The sequence below is a fragment of the Leucobacter iarius genome (assembly GCF_039530105.1).
Taxonomy (GTDB): domain Bacteria; phylum Actinomycetota; class Actinomycetes; order Actinomycetales; family Microbacteriaceae; genus Leucobacter; species Leucobacter iarius.
Window position 1 is genome coordinate 1,954,239 of record NZ_BAAAOB010000001.1, and the last position, 18,536, is coordinate 1,972,774.

Genomic DNA, 18,536 nt, shown 5'->3' on the forward strand with positions numbered 1-18,536 from the left:
CAGAACCGACACACCACAATCCTGAAGGAGTCACACATGGCTGCAGTGAGCATGGCCGCTGTGAAGGAACTGCGCGATCGTCTCGGCGCAGGAATGGTCGACAGCAAGAACGCACTGGTCGAGGCTGAGGGCGACATCGAGAAGGCCATCGAGATCCTGCGTCTCAAGGGCCTGAAGGGCGTCGCGAAGCGCGGCGACCGCGAGGCGAGCGAAGGTCTCGTCGCGGTCAAGCAGACCGAGGGCGCTGCCACGATGATCGAGCTCGTCTGCGAGACCGACTTCGTCGCGAAGAACGAGAAGTTCATCGCCCTGGCCGATCGCGTCCTCGAGGCGATCGCCGCCGCCGGTGCGGGCACCGCAGAGGAGGCCCTCGCGGCACCCCTCGACGGCAAGACCGTGGGCGACGTCATCAACGACGAGGCCGCGATCATCGGCGAGCGCATCGTGCTCCGCAAGGTGACCCGCATCGAGGCCCCCGCCACCGCTGTCTACCTGCACCAGACCTCGAAGGATCTGCCCCCGCAGATCGGCGTGGTCGTGGGCTACGAGGGTGCCGACGCCGATGCTGCGCTCAGCATCGCCCGTCACATCTCGTTCGCCGATCCCGTGTACCTGAACCGCGAGGACGTGCCCGAGGCCGAGGTCGAGAAGGAGCGCGCGCTCGTCACCGAGATCTCGAAGAACGAGGGCAAGCCCGAGGCTGCACTGCCGAAGATCGTCGAGGGTCGCCTCACTGCGTTCTTCAAGCAGATCGCGCTCAACGAGCAGGTGCACGCGCTCGACGCCGACAAGCGCGAGGTCAAGAAGGTCGCCGATGCCGCAGGCATCACCGTGACCGGCTTCGCACGCGGCAAGGTCGGCGCCTAACCGCTGATGCAGAGAGACCCGGGTCCTGGTGACCCGGGTCTCTCTCCATGTCCAGACACTAGAATTCACTCAGCCCAACCCGAAGGAGACCTCCGATGACCTCGACCGCCACCCGCAAGCGCCGCGTTCTGCTGAAGCTGTCGGGGGAGGCGTTCGGCGGAGGGACGCTCGGGGTCAACCCCGACGTCGTGAGTCAGATCGCGCGCGAGATCGCGGCCGCGATGGAGACCGCGGAGGTCGCGGTGGTCGTCGGCGGCGGCAACTTCTTCCGCGGCGCCGAGCTCTCTCAGCGCGGCATGGACCGTGCTCGCGCCGACTACATGGGCATGCTCGGAACGGTCATGAACGCGCTCGCGCTGCAGGACTTCCTGGAGCAGGCCGGCGTCTCGAGCCGCGTGCAGTCCGCGATCACCATGACCCAGGTCGCCGAGACCTACATCCCGCTGCGCGCCGTCCGGCACCTCGAGAAGGGGCGCGTGGTCATCTTCGGCGCCGGCGCCGGCCTGCCCTACTTCTCGACCGACACGGTCGCGGCGCAGCGCGCCCTCGAGATCCAGGCCGACGAGGTGCTCGTCGCCAAGAACGGCGTCGACGGCGTCTACACCGCCGACCCGCGCCAGGATCCGGACGCCCAGCTGCTCGACGAGATCAGCTACAACGACGCGCTCGTGCGCGGCCTCAAGGTCGTCGACTCGACCGCGTTCAGCCTCTGCATGGACAACGGCATGCCGATGCGCGTGTTCGGCATGGAGCCCGCTGGCAATGTCACCCTGGCCATCCGTGGAGAGCGTCTGGGAACGCTCGTCCACCGCTAAGCTTGAAACATTCACTTCAGAAAGGGGCGCACCGTGATCGATGAGGTCTTCGCCGACGTCAAGGACCGCATGAACAAGGCGGTCGAATCCGCGAAGGAGAGCTTCGCCACGGTGCGCACCGGCCGTGCCAACCCCGCACTGCTCCAGGGCGTGCTGGTCGACTACTACGGCACCCCGACGCCGCTCCCGCAGCTGGCCGCGGTCGCCAACCAGGACGCTCGCAGCCTGGTCATCACCCCCTACGACAAGGGCGCGATGAAGGACATCGAGCAGGCGATCCGCGACATGCCGAACCTCGGGGCGAACCCCTCGAACGACGGCTCCGTGATCCGCGTGAACCTGCCCGAGCTCACCGAGGAGCGCCGCAAGGAGTTCGTCAAGATTGTCAAGGCCAAGGCCGAGGACGCCCGAGTCGCCGTGCGCAACCTGCGCCGCCGCGCCAAGGACGATCTCGACGCGCTCAAGAGCGAGGTCGGCGAAGACGACGTCGTGCGTGCCGAGAAGGAGCTCGAGGCGCTCACCAAGCAGATCATCGACCAGGTCGACGATGCGATGAAGCGCAAAGAGACCGAGCTGCTGGAGGTCTAATCCAGATGTCGGGCGCCGAGCGGCGCGAGGAGCTTCGCGCACAGCTCGAAGCCACCAACGCCAAGATCGAAGCCCGTGCGGGACGCAACCTGTTCCTCGCGGTCGGTTCGGGCGTCGCCTTCGGCGCGCTCTTCCTGGTGAGCCTGTTCATCTGGAAGGATCTCTTCGCGCTGCTCGTCGCCGCGATCGTCTCGGTCGCGCTCGTTGAACTCGCGGCCGCGTTCCGCACCGCGGGACGCCGGGTCCCGAGAGTCGGGGTCGTGCTCGGCGGACTGATCGTGGTGGGCGGCGCCTACTTCTACGGTGCGGCGGGCATGGTGCTCGGCCTCTTCGCGGGCTCGATCCTGCTCACCATCTGGCGGCTGATCGAGGGGCTCTTCCCGCAGTGGGAGACCCCGCCGAAGACGCTCATCCGGGACGTCTTCTCGGGGCTGTTCACCCTCGTCTACGTCGCGTTCCTCGGTTCGTTCAGCGTGCTGCTGCTCATGTCCGACCGGGGTGAGTGGTGGGTGTTCACGCTCGTGCTCGTCGTGGTCTCGGTCGATATCGGCGCGTACGCCGCGGGAGTGACGCTCGGCAAGCACAAGATGACGCCGAGGATCAGCCCGAACAAGACGTGGGAAGGATTCGCGGGAGCCGCGGTCGTGGCGCTCGCCTCCGGCGTGCTCGCCTCGATCTTCGCGCTCGAGGAATCCTGGTGGGTCGGTGCCATCATCGGCGTGCTGGTACTGCTGACCGCGACCGGCGGAGACCTCACCGAGTCGCTCATCAAACGGAATCTGGGAGTCAAAGACATGAGTTCGTGGATCCCCGGTCACGGCGGTCTGCTCGACCGTCTCGATTCGCTGCTGCCCTCCGCGGTCGCCGTGTACGGCGTCGCGCTGGCGCTCGGAGCGGCGGCATGACCGCGGGAGCGCCGATCGACGGCGCCGCGGGCACGACGCCGATCCCGGTCGGGGACCCGGTCGCAGCAGATACTGCTCCGGTGCCGAGCCAGCAGCTCGGCGGGGGAGCAGCCGACACCTCCTTCCCGAGGGCCGGCCGCAAGCAGCTCGGCTACCGCACCGCCGACGTCGACCAATTCCTGCTGCAGGCGCGTCGCACGTACGAGGGCGATCCGTCGCTCCCGAGCCCCGTCACTTCGCAGGAAGTACGGCGCACGGCGTTCCCGGTGCATCGGCGCGGGTACTCTGCGCGGTTCGTGGACGCCGCGATGGATCGCCTCGAGGAGGTCTTCTTCGAGCGGGAGCGTCGCGAACGGATCCGTGAGATCGGTGAGGACGCCTGGTGGGCGGATACGCAGCAGTTGCTCTCCGAGGTGAAGGGACGGTTGCAGCGCGACCGCGGTCGGCGCTTCCGGCGGCGGGGGCTCCTGACCACGGGCTACCGGATCTCCGAGGTCGACGCGTTCCTCGACCGCATCACCGCGATGTTCGAGGGCAACGAGACCGTATCGAGCATGGAAGTGCGCTCGGCGGTGTTCCACTCGCAGTGGCGGGGCTACGACGAGGACCAGGTCGATGCGCTGCTCGACAGCGTCGTGGTGCTGCTGCTCGCGACCCGTTGAACCTGCGGGAACCGGCACGCACCGCACCGACGAACCGACGCGCCAGCTGAATCCGGGCTGCGCCGCAACCACTATTGAGATAGAATCGTGACCATTGTGACTGCAACGACTCGACAGAACCGACCCGCACCGGGATGGCGACGCGTGCGTGGCATGGCCTCCGCGACCGCCGTTCTCGCCTTCGTCGGCACCCTCTCCGTGGTGCCCTATACGGCGCCGAACGCTTACGCGGACCAGGAGTTCATGGCGACCCAGGATCAGCGGCTGCACCAGCAGTTCGTCCCTGCGACGGCGACCGAGACCTCCTTCGACCTCGCGGCATCGCCGATCGAGCTGGTGCCCGAGGCGAAGCCCAAGAAGGTCGAGAAGACCGAGACGGCGACCGACACCTCCGAGCAGAGCGCGCAGGATCCGGCTCCGGCCGGGGCGGGTGCTCCGCCGATGTACACCGGCGGGGGCTCGCCCGCCGAGTGGATGGCCGCCGCGGGCATCGCGAAGAGCGACTGGGGCTACGTCGACTACATCATCTCGCACGAGAGCACCTGGAACCCGAACGCGACGAACGCGAGCTCGGGCGCCTGCGGGCTCGCCCAGGCGCTGCCCTGCAGCAAGGTTCCCGGCGGGAACGGCTACGATCCGGTCGCGAATCTCCAGTGGGCGAGCGGCTACGCCGTGAGCCGGTACGGCAGCTGGAAGGGCGCCTACGAGGCCTGGACCGTTCAGAACTGGTGGTGAGGCCGGTGGCTCCCGGAGCCATCCGCATGAACGCACCGAGGCCGCACCGTGCCGCGTAAGCATCGCCGGGGTGCGGCGCAGGCGCCGCGCGGCGGCGACGTCACCCGCCTCGCGAACGGCGGCGCCCAGCGCGTGACGCGGTCGGGTCGCGAGTGGTTCGTGCGCGAGATCCCTGCGCATCGCGCGGAGAAGGCGTACCGATGCCCGTCGTGCCGGAACGAGATTCCGCCGGGCCAGGCGCACGTCGTGGCCTGGAGCGCCGAGCATCTCTTCGGGGACGGCGCAGCAGTGCAGGAGCGTCGCCACTGGCACGCCCACTGCTGGCGCCTGGTCTGAACGCCGAGCGGCTCAGGCCTCCGCGGTTCCCTGGTGGAACCTGAGACGGTACGCACCGTCGACGCGCTGCCAGATCGAGCTGCGCAGCGATGAACGGGTGATCCCGTCGACCCGAGCGATGCTGCGGTACAGCAGCTGCGCCACCCCGGGCGCGAGCTCGATCGCGGAGATCGGATCGCAGTCGGCCTCGAGCGCGGGACCTCCGGGCAGCGCGCTCAGCGTCGCTTCGCGGTCCCAGACGCGACCGGACGCACCGATCTCGACGAAGTCGGGGTGCAGGAGCTCATCGAGACGGCGCGCGTCACCACGCACCGCAGGGTCGAGGAGCATGCGCTCGAGCTCGACGAGCTCGGCGACCAGGTCGTCGGCCGGGGATGCGGACCCGCTCGGCTCGGGAGGGACCGAAGCCGATCCCGCGGGGCTCGCCGAGAGATCGGCATCCAGATCGAAGAGGTCGAACAGCGACGGCTCCGCCGCGGAGACGGGAGCGGGAACCGACGGTGCGGAGGGCTCGATGGCGGGTGTCCGCATCGACGTCGATTCCGTCACGGGGTCCGCACCGATCAGTCCGGGCCCCGAATCGGGATCCCGACGCTGCTGGTACGCGGTCGCTGCGGCCCGCGCCCGCGTGTCCGCAGCCTCGTTGAGCGGATGCCCGGCGTGCCCCTTCACCCACTCGAAACGAACCTCCCGGCCGCGGAGCGCGGCATCGAGGTCCTCGAGGAGTTCGCGATTCAGTACGGGCTTGCCATCGGCCTTGCGCCAGCCCTTCCGCTTCCAACCCGGCATCCACTTGGTGACGGAGTTGATCACGTACTGGCTGTCGCAGAGCACGAGCAGCGGCTCGTCGCGTCGCGACTCGGTCGAGCGCAGCAGATCGAGGACGGCCATGAGTTCGCCCTGGTTGTTCGTCGCGCGGGGCCAGCCGCCGGCGCGCCACTCCTGATCGCTGATGACCCAGGCCCAGCCGGCGGGACCGGGATTGCCGAGTGCGGAGCCGTCTGCTGCTGCAACGATCGTCATCCCTCCATCCTGGCAGAGCCGCCGGGGTGCCCGGGCGAACGCGCCAGCACCGGCGGCTTCTATATTGGTGTGGTGCCCGAGGGCCGTGAGCGGCTCGCAGCCGGACGAGAGGATCCGACACCCATGATCGACATCACCAGCGGAACCGTGCTGCGCGCAGAGCGGGAGAACGTCGAACTGCGCACCGCGGACGGGCTCACCCTCGTCGGAGAACTCGCGATGCCGATCGGCCGTCCGCCGCAGGCCACCCTCGTGACGCTCCACCCGCTGCCGACCGCCGGTGGATTCATGGACTCGCACGTCCTCCGCAAGGCCTCGTGGCGTCTGCCCGAGCTCGCCGACCTCGCGGTGCTCCGCTTCAACACGCGCGGCACGTCCTCACCGCGCGGCACCAGCGATGGATCCTTCGAGGAGGGCGTGGGCGAGCGGTTCGACGTCGAAGCGGCGATGCGTTTCGTCGCTGAGCGCGGTCTGCCGAACCCCTGGCTGGTCGGCTGGTCGTTCGGCACCGAGCTCGCGCTGAAGTACGGTCTGCAGCACCCGATCGCGGGAGCGATCCTGCTCTCACCGCCGCTCCATCGCGCGACGGACGCCGAGGTCGCCGCCTGGGCGAGCGCTGCGCCGGAGCTCGTGGTGATCGTGCCGGAGTTCGACGACTACCTGCAGCCTGCCGAGGCAGCGGAGCGCTTCGCCTCGGTGCCTCGCACCGAGATGATCCCGGTCGAGGGCGGACGCCACCTGTGGGTGGGGGAGAAGCAGGTGCGACGGGTGCTCGACGAGATCGTCGCCGCGGTGGGAACCGCGGCGACGCCGCTCCCCGGCTCGGTCGCCGAGGAGCGGGTCGAGCCGCACCGTTAGCGGTCGGTCTCGCTGCCGCCCGTCGCGGAGGTCGCCGGATCGGTGTCCTCCGAGACCGGACCGACGGGATCCTGGTCGACGATCGGGACATCGGTGGCCTGCTGCGTCGCCGACGTCATCTTCTGCGCGTTGGTGAGCACCTCGCCGAGGCTCTCGAAGTAGCGGGCGACGGCGCCGCGCTCCACCTTCAGCTGGGTCATGCGGTCCTCGGCCGCGGCGAGCACCTTCGCGGCGCGGTTCTCCGCGCTCGTGAAGGTCGCGTGCGCCCGGCGCTCGGCCTCCTGCACGATCCCCGCGGCCTCGGTCTCGGCGGCGGTGCGGATCCGATCGGCCTCGGTCTCCGAGGCATCCTCGATGCGGTGCTGCTCGTCCCGCGCCGCGGTGAGCCGCTCGTGCAGTTCGGCGAGCTGGGTACGCGCGGCGTCGAGTTCGCGCTGAGCGGTCTCGGCGGCCTCGCGCTGCCGGGCGACGAACTCCTGCTCGAAGGCCTCGCGGCGCTCGGCCGTGCTGCGTTCGAACTCGGCGGTCTCGGCAGCGATGCGCTCGCGTTCGGCGCGCACCGAGTCGGCGGTCGCGCTGCGGAGCTCGGCCAGCTCGGTCTCCTCGCGGTGCCGGAAGTCCGCGAGCTCGGCCACCGTGTCGGCGCGCAGCAGGTCGGTCTCCTCGGCGACCGCGGCCCGGCGGGATTCGACCTCTCGGGCGACCTGCTCGGTCGCCGCCTCGCGCTCGTGGCGGAGCGTCTCGTCGTGCAGTTCGCGAGCCGCTGCGAGTTCGCGCTCGTGCTCGTCGCGCTCGCGCGAGATGTCTCCGGCGAACTGGGCGCGGTCGCGGTCGATGCGCAGCTCGAACTGCTCGCGGGAGAGCCCGAGCTCGGCCGCGGCTTCCTCGCGGTCGATCCGCATGCGCTCCGCTTCGGCGCCGGCTTCGTCGGTGATGCGGGCCCGGTGCTCGACGAGCTCCGCGGCGATCGTCTCGTCGTGCAGGGTTCGTTCGTCGGCGAGCGTCGCGTCGTGCGCGCTGCGCGCTGCGGTGAGTCGGCGCTCCTGCTCGGTGCGCTCCTGCTCGAGCCCGTGCTCGTGCGCCGCGCGCTCGGTCGTGATCCGCTCGTCGTGATCCGCGCGCTCGGTCTCCAGGGAAGCCCGGTGCTCGGAGAGTTCCGCGGCGATGGCGGAGTCGTGCTGCTCGCGCTGGGCGAGGAGCTGCCGCTCCTGCGCCTCACGTTCCGTGCGCAGCGCCTCCTCGTGCGCGGCGCGCTCGGTCGCGACGGCCTCGTCGTGCGTCGCACGCCGCTCGGCGAGCTCCTGCTCGAGCGCGGCGCGCTCGCGGGACAGTTCCGTGTGCTGGAGCGATCGGGCGGACTCCAGCGCGGTGTCGTGCGCGGTGCGCTCCTCGGCGATGCGCTGCTCGTGCGCGGTGAGCGCAGCAGCGAGAGCGGCGGTCTGGTCGTTGCGGGCGGCGTCGAGCTCGGTTCGCTGCGCGTACCGCTCGTCGGCGAGGGATTCGTCGTGCGCGTGACGCTCGTCCGCGAGCGACCGCTCGTGCGTCTCCCGCTCGGAAGCGATCCGCTCCGCCGCCGCTGCGGCTTCGCGAGCGATGCGCTCGGCGTGGGCCGTGGACTCCCGCTCGACACGGGCGTCCAGATCGACGGATTCGCGCTCGATGCGGTCGGCGTGGTCTGCGGCTTCGCGTTCGATCCGCTCGGCGTGCTCGGTCGATTCGCGCTCGATCCGGTCGCGGTGCTCAGCGGTCTCCCGCTCGATGCGGGCGTCCAAGTCGGCGGATTCGCGCTCGATGCGGTCGGCGTGGTCTGCGGATTCGCGTTCGATCCGCTCGGCGTGCTCGGTGGACTCTCGTTCGATCCGTTCGGCGTGCTCGGAAGACTCGCGCTCCAACTGCTCGTCGTGAGCCGCACGCTCCGCCGAGATACGTGCGTCATGAGCGTCGCGTTCCTCGGACAGCGCGGTGTCGTGCGCATGGCGCTCCTGCTCCAGCTGCGCGTCCTGCGTTCCGCGCTCGCCGATCAGCTGCCGCTCGTGCGTCTCGCGCTCGTCGGCGATCCGGGTGGCGTGCAGTCCGAGCTCGGCCGAGATGCGCTGGGCATGCTCCGCGCTCTCGGTGGAGATCCGGAGGTCGTGCTCGGCGCGCTCGTCCGCGAGCAGCGCCTCCTGCTCCGATTGCGCCGAGGCGAGAGCCGCATCGTGGGCCTCGCGCTCGGAGACGATGCGCTGATCGTGGGAGGCGCGCTCGTTCACCAGGCGGGTCTGATGCGCCTCGAGCTCACGAGTTATGCGGGCCGCGTGGGCTTCGCGCTCGTCGGCGAGGGCGGTGTCGTGGGCGTCGCGTTCGGAGACGATGCGGGACTCGTGCTGTTCGCGGGCGCGGCCGAGCTCGAGCTCCTGCGCCGCGCGATCCTCGGAGAGGCGTTCGGCCTGCTCTTCGGCGATGCGGGTGCGCTCGGCGGCGGCGGTCTCGTCGGCACGGGCGCGCTCGCGTTCGGCCTGCTCCTGTGCGGACTGGATCCGGGCGCGAGCGGCCTCGTCGGTGCGTGCCTGCTCCGCGGCGAAGGCGTCCCGCTGCTGGGCGAGGCGCTCCTCGTGACTGCGCGCCTGCTCGGCGATGCCCCGCTCGTGCGTCTCGCGCTCCTCGGCGATGGCGCGGTCGTGGACCTCGCGCTCCTGCGCGATCCGCCCACGGAGGGTCTCGATCTCGGTGCTCAGGGTGCGACGGAGCCCGTCCATCTCCTGGGTCAGTTCGCGCTCGCGATCGGCGAAGCGCGCCTCGAGCTCGGATTCCTCGCGCTGCTGGCGGGCGGCGAACTCCGCGCGGGTCCGTTCCGTTTCGCTCGCGAGACGCGCGCGCTCCTGCGCGGAGTCCCGCTCGTTCTCGGCGCTCGTGCGCGCGAACTGCTCGGCCTCGCGCTCGGTCGTGGCGCGCAGTTCGGCGGCCGACGCCTTCGCCGCTTCGAGCAGCCGTTCGACCTCCGCACGGGCACGGGCGAGCATCGCCTGAGCCTCGGCTTCGGCGGTCTCGGTCCGGGACGCGCCGTCGCGCTCGGTGGACGCCTGCAGCAGCTCGGCGGTGCGACGGGACTCCTCGAGCAGCCGCTCGCTCTCGGCGGTGCTCTCCGTCTGCAGCCGTTCCGCGGCCGCGCGTGCGGTGGAGACCGCGGTCTCGGCCTGCTCGGTGGCGCTGGTCACCAGCTCATCGGCGCGGCTCTGCGCCTGGCTCAGCAGTCGCTGGGTTTCGGCCTCGGTGGTGCGGCGCAGCTTCTCCGCGTCGAGATCCGCCTGCGCCATCAGGCGGTGGGCGTGATCCTCTGCGATCTGCAGGCTCTTCTCGACGCGGAGGCCGAGGCCGGAGTACCCGCTCGCGCCGAGCTCGGACACCTGGTCCTGGAGGTCGGTGATGAGGGTGCGCTGCTCCTCGCTGTCGCGGACGGCCTGCTGATACGCCGCCTGCAGGGAGGCGAGGTGCTCCTGCAGCGTGCCGATGTGCTGGGACAGCGCACCGACTTTCGCGTCGACTTCGCCGCGGTGGTAGCCGCGGAAGGCTTGCGAGAAGAGCGGATCTGCTTCGGTCACGAGGGTCCTCCGGAAGGGTGGCTGCCCGGTACGCTTCGGAGGGGTCCGTCGGCGCGCCGGAGATCTGTCTCATCGTAGAACATTTCGGCCGGTCAGGGACTGGAGATGACATCCCGGGCCGAGCCGTCGCAGGTCCGTTCGGCTCGAGTCGAGATGCGCACGGACCGCATGCGATTCAGCTGAACGCGAAGACGTACCCACCCGCCCTTCGGAAAGCTCCGGTACCGTTGAAGCTTGAATTGTCTGTGGACGGCGAGGTGCGACGCGCGGGAGCGCGATCGAATCCGCCGATGAAGGAGGACCGCGTGCGGTTTTTCGGTGCCATCACCGCCCTGGTGCTCGCCGGCGTCATGCTCATCCTCGGGATCGGCCAGCGGACCTTCCTCGCGGGACCGGCCGAGATCGAGTACCAGGCCAAGTCGAGCGGGGAGGAGCACTACGCCGTGATCCCGGCTTCGGCGTTCGATGAGGTGACCGGGCAGCCGAGCGTCGTGCTCGAGGGCAAGAACGCCTTCGCAGCGATCGGCGCGACCCGCGATGTCGAGGCCTGGGCGGCGGAGTACCGCCACCTCGAGATCGGAGTCGATACGAAGCAGAAGCGCCTGAACGCCGCGACGGTCGCCGCCGAGGCTCCGAAGGCCGCAGATGGCGGAGACTCCCAGGCCGAAGCGGCCAAGACCCCCGAACTGCTGGACCCGCGTGGCAGCGATCTCTGGCTCGCCGAGTACGGCACGGGCGTGTCGAACGCGGGCGCGTCCCCGTCCGCCGCCGAGAGGGCCGGAACGCTGCGGGTGCCCGTCGCGCTCAAGTCGGACCAGTCGATCCTCATCGCGACGAACGGCGCGGATCCGCTGCCGCAGAAGATCGCTCTCGCCTGGGCGCAGGACCGCAGCACTCCGCTGGCGGGCCCGTTCCTCGTGGCCGGCGGCGTCCTGGCTCTGATCGGAGCGCTGCTCTACCTGCTCGCGGTCGACCACGACCGCCGCGGTCTCGGTCCGCGGCGCGGCCGGCGCGGACCGCTGCAGGGCATCCGGAACTTCTTCAGTCGCGGCGGCAAGCGACGGGCGGCGCCCTCCACGACGACCGAAGCACCGAAGGCCGCGGACGCGGGGTCCGGTACCGCTCAGCGCACGGCGGTGCGCAGGCTGCGACGCGCGGCGATCCCCATCGGACTCGCCGGTCTCCTGGCGCTCAGCGGCTGCTCCGCCTCCTACTGGCCCCAGTTCGGCGGCGACGCGGCTCCGAGCGAGACGACCACCAGCCCGAGCCCGTCGAAGTCCGCACCGGTCCCGGTGAACGACGACCAGATCAAGCGGATCATCGGCAGCGTCGCAGACGCCGCGACCCAGGGCGACGACAGTCTCGACGCGAAGCAGCTCGAAGCACGATTCACGGGCGACGCGCTGCAGCAGCGCACCGCCAACTACAAGATCCGGGCCAAGGTGAAGGACTACGAAGTGGTCCCGCCCCGCATCACGAACCGCCAGGAGTCCTACAAGCTGGTGCAGAGCACCGAGGACTGGCCCCGCGTGGTCCTGGCGACCGTCGCCTCCGAGCCGGGTGTCAAGAAGGCCTCCACGCCGAGCCCCAGCGCGACGAAGTCCGATGCCGCGCAGCAGCAGGAGGAATCGCCGACGCTCGCGCTGATGCTCGTGCAGGACAACCCGCACGTGAACTTCCAGGTGTCGCGCGTCGTCGCGCTCCGAGGCGGACAGAAGATGCCCGACGCCGCACCGGCGGAGGAGGGCACCGCGCGCGTCTCCGACGATCTGAGCACGCTCGCGCTCACCCCGGCGGCAGCGGTCGCCGACTACGCCAAGGTCCTCCAGGGCGGCGACAAGGTCGCCGAGGCGAGCGCGTTCAACCTGCAGGACGACGTCCTCGTCACGAAGAGCGGGGCGGCGTGGGTCGCTCAGGCGCAGGCTAAGGCGAAGAAGGACGGCAACGAGTCGGTCAAGTACTCGGTGACGGTGACCCCGAGCGATTCCGAGCTGATCAGCCTGTCCACCGGTGTCGGCGGCGCTCTCGTGAGCGCAACCCTCCGCGAGGAGCGCATCGAGGATTCGGCCGGAGGCCGCGCCAAGCCCACGGCGACCGCGAGCGTGACAGCGCTCTCGGGTCTCGAAGGGCGTCAGGACAAGCTGGTTCGCGTGGTCACGCACCAGATCCTGTTCTTCATCCCGAGTAAGACGAGCGGCGGACAGGTCCAGCGGCTCGGCGTGACCAGCGAGCTCGTAGAGGCGAGGAAGTAACCAGATGAGACAGCAGATGCCCGAGCGGATCCCCGGCGGCGGGGTCGATCTGAGCCACCTCGCTGCGCGGGCCCAGCAGCCCGCGCAGGGGAGCGCGCCCGCGGGCGCGCCCGGCGGGGGACAGGTGGTCGATATCCCGGCGGTGGTGTTCGATCTCACCGACGCGACCTTCGAACAGGCGATGCAGCTCTCGTCCGTGGTGCCCGTGGTCATCGACCTCTGGGCCGAGTGGTGCCAGCCCTGCAAGACCCTGAGCCCCGTGCTCGAGAAGGTGACGCGGCAGAGCGCGGGCCAGCTGGTCCTCGCGAAGGTGGACGTCGATGCGAACCCCGGGCTCGCCCAGGCGTTCCAGGCGCAGTCGATCCCCACGATCGTCGCGCTCGTCGGAGGCCGGCCGGTCCCGCTGTTCCAGGGCGCGGTGCCCGAGGCTCAAGTGCGCGAGGTGTTCGTCCAGCTGCTGCAGCTCGCCGCCGAGCAGGGAGTCACCGGCCGTGTGAGCGCTCCGGATCTCGACGGCGAGGCGCCGACCGATGCGGAGGCGCCGGCCGAACCCGAGGTGCCCGAGGCGCACAAGCCCGCCCTCGAAGCGCTGGAGCGGGGCGACTACGCCGCCGCTGCCGCCGCCTACCACGACGTGCTCGCGAAGTCCCCGCGGGACGCCGAGGCGAAGGCCGCGCTCGCCCAGGTCACCCTGCTGCTCCGTCTGCAGGGCGCGACCGCCGAGGACATCCGGTCGGCTGCGGCCGATCGTCCGGCGGACATCGAAGCGCAGCTGGCGGTGGCCGACCTCGACCTGTCGGGCGGTCACGTCGAGGATGCGCTGCTGCGCCTGCTCGAGCTGTTCGCGGAGCGGACCGACGCCGACGAGCGGAGCGCGATCCGCGAGCGTCTGCTCGACTACTTCGAAGTGGTCGGAACCGCCGACCCGCGTGTCGTCGCCGCGCGGGGGCGCCTCGCGAGCCTGCTCTACTGAGTCCGGACGTGCGCGCCTACCTCGATCATGCCGCGACGGCTCCGATGCCCGCCGAGGTCCTCGACGGGTACACCGAAGCGCTGCGGACCGTCGGGAATCCGGCTTCGACCCACGGGCACGGCCAAGCGGCCAGTGCGCGCCTCGAGGCCGCGCGCGAGGGGCTCGCGCAGCGCTTCGACTGCACCCCGGCCGAGGTCACGCTGACCTCGGGCGGAACCGAGTCGATCAACCTCGGCCTCAAGGGGCTCTTCTGGGCGCGCCGTCGCGCGGGGGCCGGCCCGGTGGTGCTGGTCGCGGAGGGCGAGCACCACGCGACGATCGAGGCCGCCGAATGGCTCCGGGACGCGCAGGGGGCGGAACTGCGCTGGATCCCGCTGGACGGGACCGGCCGGCTGACCCCCGGTGCGCTGACCGCTGCCATCGCCGACGCCGGTGCGGATCGGGTCGCTCTGATCTCCTTCCTCGCGGCGAACAACGAGGTCGGCACGGTGAACGACACCGTCGCGCTCTGCGGCATCGCGAGGGCCGAAGGAATCCCGGTCCACGTCGACGCCGTGGCGGCGCTCGGCCAGCTGCCGATCGACTTCCGGGGGAGCGGCGCCGCGCTGATGAGCCTGTCGGCCCACAAGGTCGGCGGGCCGGTCGGGGTCGGAGCGCTGCTCATCGACCGCGGCACCGCGATCGATCCGCTGCAGCACGGGGGGTCGCAGCAGCGCGGACGCTCGGGCACGCAGGACGTGGCGGGAGCGGTCGGGTTCGCGCTCGCGACGGAGCTCGCCGCGCCCGAGGCTCCGCGGATCGAACGCATCCGCGCGCTCAGGGATCGCCTGATCTCGGGCGTGCGCGCGGCGGTTCCCGACGCGGTGCTGCGCGGTGCCGCAGCGGACGATGGCCGGCTGCCCGGCAACGCCCACTTCACGTTCCCCGGATGCCAGGGGGACTCGCTCGTGTTCCTGCTGGACGCGGCAGGGATCTCGGCTTCGGTCGGGTCCGCGTGCCGGGCCGGGGTCGCCGAGACCTCGCACGTGCTGCTCGCGATGGGGCTCGACGACGGGGTCGCGGCCGGCGCGCTCCGCTTCACCATCGGCTTCGACACGACGGAGGCCGAGATCGAGCTGCTGCTGCGGGAGCTGCCGGAGTCCGTCGAGCGCGCGCGGAGCGCCGGGCTGAGCTGAGACTCCGGGATCGGCATCGCGCGGAGCGATGACGACGGGCGGGTGCGCTCGGAAACGGCGTGCGTCGGAGGCCGGGAGTCGCCGTAGAATGGACGGATGAGAATTCTCGCTGCGATGAGCGGCGGCGTCGACTCGGCGGTGGCTGCGGCACGCGCAGTGGAAGCCGGGCACGAGGTGGTCGGAGTCCACCTGGCGCTGAGCCGCATGCCGGGCACACTGCGTACCGGTTCGCGGGGGTGCTGCACCATCGAGGACGCGATGGACGCCCGCCGCGTCGCCAACCTGCTCGACATCCCCTTCTACGTCTGGGACTTCAGCGAACGCTTCAAGGCCGACGTGGTCGACGACTTCGTCGCGGAGTACGAGGCGGGCCGTACGCCCAACCCGTGCATGCGCTGCAACGAGAAGATCAAGTTCGCGGCGCTGCTCGACAAGGCGATCGCGCTCGGCTTCGACGCGGTCGCGACGGGGCACTACGCGACGCTCGTCGACGGGCCCGCGGGACGCGAGCTGCATCGGGCGAGCGCCTGGGCGAAGGACCAGTCCTACGTGCTCGGCGTACTGACCGAGGAGCAGCTCGCGCACTGCTACTTCCCGCTCGGCGACACGCCTTCGAAGGAACTCATCCGCGCCGAGGCCGAGGAACGCGGGATCCAGGTGGCGGCGAAGCCCGACAGCCACGACATCTGCTTCATCCCCGAGGGCGACACGCGCGAGTGGCTCTCCGAGCACCTCGATCGCGAACCCGGCGAGATCGTCGACGAGTCCGGCGATGTCATCGGCACGCACGACGGTGCCCGCGGGTACACGGTGGGCCAGCGGCGCGGCCTGCAGCTCGGCCGCCCGGCGGTCGACGGCAACCCGCGCTACGTGCTCTCGATCCGGCCCGTCTCGAACCAGGTCGTCGTCGGCCCGAAGGAACGCCTCGCGATCTCCCGGATCGCGGGCGGACGCTACAGCTGGGCGGGGGAGCCGGGGATCGATCCCGGCGTCGCCTTCTCCTGCGACGTGCAGATCCGCGCGCACGCCGATCCGGTCCCGGCGGTCGCGCGCCTCGTCGAGATCGACGAGGCGGAGCGGACCGAGCTGCACCGCGCCGACGCGTCGCACGAGATCGTCGTCGACATCGATCTGGCCCTCGCCGAGCCCCTGCTCGGAGTCGCCCCCGGGCAGACCGCGGTGCTGTACCGGGGTACTCGCGTGCTCGGACAGTTCACCATCGACCGGGCGCTCGCCTCGGCCGAGCCCGGTACGGAGCTGCACGTCGAAGAGATGTCGGTGGCCGCTCCTACAATGAGCGTGTGACCCAGAACGACAGCAGCATCCCCGTCGAATTCGAAGCGGCGCGCGTCGAGGCCGAGCAGCTGACCGCCGAGATCGAGCGGTACCGCGCGGCCTACTACTCCGAGGCGACGAGCCTCGTCTCGGACGCGCAATACGACGAGCTGTTCCACCGGCTCGAAGCGCTCGAGCGGGCGTTCCCCGAGCTGGCCGGCCAGGACAGCCCCACGCAGGAGGTCGGATCCGCGGTCGCCTCCGCGGGGTTCCCCGAGCACGAGCACGCCGAGCGCATGCTCAGTCTCGACAACGTCTTCTCGCTCGACGAGTTCCGCGAGTGGGCCGAGAAGGCCCGTGCGTCGTCGGGGCGCGCGGTGCGGTGGCTCACGGAGCTCAAGATCGACGGGCTCGCCATCGCACTGGCCTATCGCAACGGCGTGCTCGAGACCGCGACCACCCGCGGCGACGGCCGGGTCGGCGAGGACATCACCGAGAACGTCGACCTGATCCCGGTGATCCCGCGCGTGCTCGAGGGCAAAGGAATTCCGGAGTTCTTCGAGGCGCGCGGCGAGGTCTTCCTCACGACCGAGAACTTCGAGGCGCTGAACGAGCGCCAGCACGCGCTCCAGGCCGAGTTCGCAGCGGATCAGCTCGCGAAGGGCGTCCCCGCCGAGAAGATCACCGTGCGCTTCCCCGAGTTCGCGAACGCGCGCAACACGGCGGCGGGCAGTCTGCGGCAACGCGCCGAGAAGAAGAACGAGCGCGAGCTCGAGCTGATGCGGGATCGGCTCGGGCGGCTCTCGCTCTACGTGCACGGCATCGGCGCCTGGCAGCATCCGGACTTCGCGAACCAGTCCGACGCCTACGAGCTGCTGAGCGCCTGGGGGCTCCCGGTCTCGCCCCACTCGCGGGTGCTCGACTCGGTCGACGAGGTGCTCGAGTTCATCGAGGATCGCGGCGCGCACCGGCACGACTTCGAGCACGAGATCGACGGGATCGTCATCAAGATCGACGAGCTCGAGCTCCACCGGGAGCTGGGCGAGACGAGCCGGGCGCCCCGGTGGGCGATCGCCTACAAGTACCCGCCCGAGGAGGTCTACACCAAGCTGCTCGCCATCCGCGTCGGGGTCGGGCGCACCGGTCGGGCGACTCCCTACGCGGTCATGGAACCGGTCAAGGTCGCGGGTTCGACCGTCAGCCAGGCCACGCTGCACAATCAGCAGGTGGTCAAGGCCAAGGGCGTGCTGATCGGCGACACGGTCGTGCTGCGCAAGGCGGGCGACGTGATCCCCGAGGTGCTCGGCGCCGTGCTGGAACGCCGCGACGGCAGCGAGGTCGAGTGGCAGATGCCGGTGGGATGCCCGGAGTGCGGCACGGAGCTGCGCGCGATGAAGGAGGGCGACATCGACCTCCGCTGCCCGAACGCGCGAGCGTGCCCGGCGCAGGTCCGCGGTCGGGTCGAGCACATCGGCTCGCGAGGCGGCCTCGACATCGAGGTGCTCGGCGAGATCACCGCGGCAGCGCTCACCCAGCCCGAGGTGCCGTCCGTGCCGCCGCTCGAGACGGAAGCCGGGCTGTTCGACCTCACCCTCGAGGAACTCGTCCCGATCACCGTCGTGGTCCGGGACAGCGAGACGGGTGAGCCGGTGATCGACGAGGCGACCGGTGAAGCGCGCAGGCGCTCCCCGTTCCAGCGCGTGACCGTCGAGTACCCACCCGAGGCGGAAGGGATGGACGCGGCGGCACGTCGCCAGGCCGGCTTCCGCAAGGACCACCGGGTCGTGCGACCGTCCAAGGACGCCGAGACCTTCCTCGCCGAGCTCGAGCGGGCCAAGACGAAGCCGCTCTGGAGGCTGATCGTCTCCCTGAACATCCGGCACGTGGGGCCGGTCGCCGCGCGAGCGCTGGCCGACTGGTTCGGCTCGCTCGACGCGATCCGCGCCGCGAGCGTCGAGGAGCTCTCCGCGGTCGACGGCGTCGGCGGGATCATCGCGGAGTCGTTGCTCGAGTGGTTCGAGGTCGATTGGCACCGCGAGATCGTCGAGCGGTGGACCGCGGCGGGCGTGCAGTGGGCGACGCCGGGGCATCCCGGGCCGGGCGCCGCCGTCGCCGAGGGCGGCGTGCTCGCCGGACTCACCGTAGTGGCCACGGGTTCCCTCGACGGATTCACCCGTGACGGTGCGAAGGAGGCGATCATCCAGGCCGGCGGAAAGGCCGCGTCGAGCGTCTCGAAGAAGACGGACTACGTCGCCGCTGGTCCCGGTGCGGGCTCGAAGCTCGCGAAGGCGGAGGAACTGGGCATCCCGGTGCTCGACGCGAGCCAGTTCGCGGTGCTCGTCTCGGAGGGCCCCGCTGCTCTCGGCCTCGGCGACACCGAGGCGGCCGAGGCCGGTGAGACGGCAGGCGCGCCCGAAACGGCCGAGGACTCCGCGACTCCCGAGGAGCTCCGGTCGGAGGGCTGAGCGCCTCCCGGCGAGTTATCCACAGA

General features: G+C 70.7%; 15 protein-coding genes. 13 read left to right on the top strand and 2 right to left on the bottom strand.

Features of this window, described 5'->3' with window-relative positions; genetic code table 11:
• The first annotated feature begins 36 nt into the window (after window positions 1-36).
• From tsf to ABD169_RS08810, 7 genes are all read left to right on the top strand, one after another.
• Window positions 37-867: a translation elongation factor Ts gene (gene tsf, locus ABD169_RS08780; protein ID WP_344031462.1), complete on the top strand. Its 831-nt coding sequence runs from the start codon at window positions 37-39 to the stop codon at window positions 865-867.
• A 95-nt stretch (window positions 868-962) separates the two neighbouring features.
• A complete protein-coding gene (gene pyrH / locus ABD169_RS08785) occupies window positions 963-1,682 on the top strand; it encodes a UMP kinase (RefSeq protein ID WP_046455657.1) in 720 nt (239 codons plus the stop codon).
• Between the two features lie 33 nt (window positions 1,683-1,715).
• A complete protein-coding gene (gene frr, locus ABD169_RS08790; RefSeq protein WP_344031463.1) occupies window positions 1,716-2,270 on the top strand; it encodes a ribosome recycling factor in 555 nt (184 codons plus the stop codon).
• A gap of 5 nt (window positions 2,271-2,275) precedes the next feature.
• Window positions 2,276-3,175, top strand: a complete 900-nt coding sequence (locus ABD169_RS08795) for a phosphatidate cytidylyltransferase (protein ID WP_344031464.1) — start codon at window positions 2,276-2,278, stop codon at window positions 3,173-3,175.
• On the top strand, window positions 3,172-3,837 hold the full coding sequence (locus ABD169_RS08800) for a DivIVA domain-containing protein (protein ID WP_344031465.1): 666 nt from the start codon (window positions 3,172-3,174) through the stop codon (window positions 3,835-3,837). The genes ABD169_RS08795 and ABD169_RS08800 overlap by 4 nt, the downstream gene beginning before the upstream one ends.
• A gap of 153 nt (window positions 3,838-3,990) precedes the next feature.
• A complete protein-coding gene (locus ABD169_RS08805) occupies window positions 3,991-4,572 on the top strand; it encodes an aggregation-promoting factor C-terminal-like domain-containing protein (RefSeq protein WP_084821108.1) in 582 nt (193 codons plus the stop codon).
• A 48-nt stretch (window positions 4,573-4,620) separates the two neighbouring features.
• Window positions 4,621-4,908 (top strand): ATP/GTP-binding protein, encoded by a 288-nt coding sequence (locus tag ABD169_RS08810; protein ID WP_344031466.1) that lies wholly within the window; start codon window positions 4,621-4,623, stop codon window positions 4,906-4,908.
• Between the two features lie 12 nt (window positions 4,909-4,920).
• Here ABD169_RS08810 and ABD169_RS08815 read toward each other — a convergent pair whose 3' ends face one another.
• Window positions 4,921-5,931: an RNase H family protein gene (locus ABD169_RS08815; protein ID WP_344031467.1), complete on the bottom strand. Its 1,011-nt coding sequence runs from the start codon at window positions 5,929-5,931 to the stop codon at window positions 4,921-4,923.
• 123 nt (window positions 5,932-6,054) lie between these two features.
• Between ABD169_RS08815 and ABD169_RS08820 the strand changes: the two genes are divergently transcribed.
• Window positions 6,055-6,789, top strand: coding sequence for an alpha/beta hydrolase (locus tag ABD169_RS08820; protein WP_344031468.1), 735 nt, complete (start codon window positions 6,055-6,057; stop codon window positions 6,787-6,789).
• Here the strand turns inward: ABD169_RS08820 and ABD169_RS08825 are convergent.
• The gene (locus tag ABD169_RS08825) at window positions 6,786-10,370 is read right to left on the bottom strand and encodes a hypothetical protein (protein WP_344031470.1); all 3,585 of its coding nucleotides are present in this window, start codon (window positions 10,368-10,370) and stop codon (window positions 6,786-6,788) included. The two genes, ABD169_RS08820 and ABD169_RS08825, sit on opposite strands and share 4 nt — an antisense overlap.
• A gap of 305 nt (window positions 10,371-10,675) precedes the next feature.
• On the opposite strand from ABD169_RS08825, the gene ABD169_RS08830 reads away from it, so the two are divergent.
• The 5 genes from ABD169_RS08830 to ligA all read left to right on the top strand — a co-directional run bounded on the left by ABD169_RS08830 (window position 10,676) and on the right by ligA (window position 18,510).
• The gene (locus tag ABD169_RS08830) at window positions 10,676-12,622 is read left to right on the top strand and encodes a glycosyltransferase (protein WP_344031471.1); all 1,947 of its coding nucleotides are present in this window, start codon (window positions 10,676-10,678) and stop codon (window positions 12,620-12,622) included.
• A 4-nt stretch (window positions 12,623-12,626) separates the two neighbouring features.
• Window positions 12,627-13,595, top strand: coding sequence for a tetratricopeptide repeat protein (locus ABD169_RS08835; RefSeq protein ID WP_344031472.1), 969 nt, complete (start codon window positions 12,627-12,629; stop codon window positions 13,593-13,595).
• An 8-nt stretch (window positions 13,596-13,603) separates the two neighbouring features.
• On the top strand, window positions 13,604-14,770 hold the full coding sequence (locus tag ABD169_RS08840) for a cysteine desulfurase family protein (RefSeq protein WP_344031473.1): 1,167 nt from the start codon (window positions 13,604-13,606) through the stop codon (window positions 14,768-14,770).
• 96 nt (window positions 14,771-14,866) lie between these two features.
• Window positions 14,867-16,075 carry a tRNA 2-thiouridine(34) synthase MnmA gene (gene mnmA, locus ABD169_RS08845; RefSeq protein WP_344031475.1) on the top strand — a complete coding sequence of 403 codons (1,209 nt, stop codon included), beginning with the start codon at window positions 14,867-14,869 and terminating at the stop codon, window positions 16,073-16,075.
• On the top strand, window positions 16,072-18,510 hold the full coding sequence (gene ligA, locus ABD169_RS08850; protein WP_344031477.1) for an NAD-dependent DNA ligase LigA: 2,439 nt from the start codon (window positions 16,072-16,074) through the stop codon (window positions 18,508-18,510). Before mnmA ends, ligA begins: the two co-directional genes overlap by 4 nt.
• The last annotated feature ends 26 nt before the right edge of the window (window positions 18,511-18,536 follow it).

Excerpts from the sequence above, each read along its gene's own strand:
- ABD169_RS08815 (WP_344031467.1), bottom strand. The coding sequence starts at position 5,931 with ATGACGATCGTTGCAGCAGCAGACGGCTCCGCACTCGGCAATCCCGGT.
- ABD169_RS08805 (WP_084821108.1), top strand. The coding sequence starts at position 3,991 with ATGGCCTCCGCGACCGCCGTTCTCGCCTTCGTCGGCACCCTCTCCGTG.
- mnmA (WP_344031475.1), top strand. The coding sequence starts at position 14,867 with ATGAGAATTCTCGCTGCGATGAGCGGCGGCGTCGACTCGGCGGTGGCT.
- tsf (WP_344031462.1), top strand. The coding sequence starts at position 37 with ATGGCTGCAGTGAGCATGGCCGCTGTGAAGGAACTGCGCGATCGTCTC.
- ABD169_RS08795 (WP_344031464.1), top strand. The coding sequence starts at position 2,276 with ATGTCGGGCGCCGAGCGGCGCGAGGAGCTTCGCGCACAGCTCGAAGCC.
- ABD169_RS08800 (WP_344031465.1), top strand. The coding sequence starts at position 3,172 with ATGACCGCGGGAGCGCCGATCGACGGCGCCGCGGGCACGACGCCGATC.
- ABD169_RS08820 (WP_344031468.1), top strand. The coding sequence starts at position 6,055 with ATGATCGACATCACCAGCGGAACCGTGCTGCGCGCAGAGCGGGAGAAC.
- ABD169_RS08835 (WP_344031472.1), top strand. The coding sequence starts at position 12,627 with ATGAGACAGCAGATGCCCGAGCGGATCCCCGGCGGCGGGGTCGATCTG.
- pyrH (WP_046455657.1), top strand. The coding sequence starts at position 963 with ATGACCTCGACCGCCACCCGCAAGCGCCGCGTTCTGCTGAAGCTGTCG.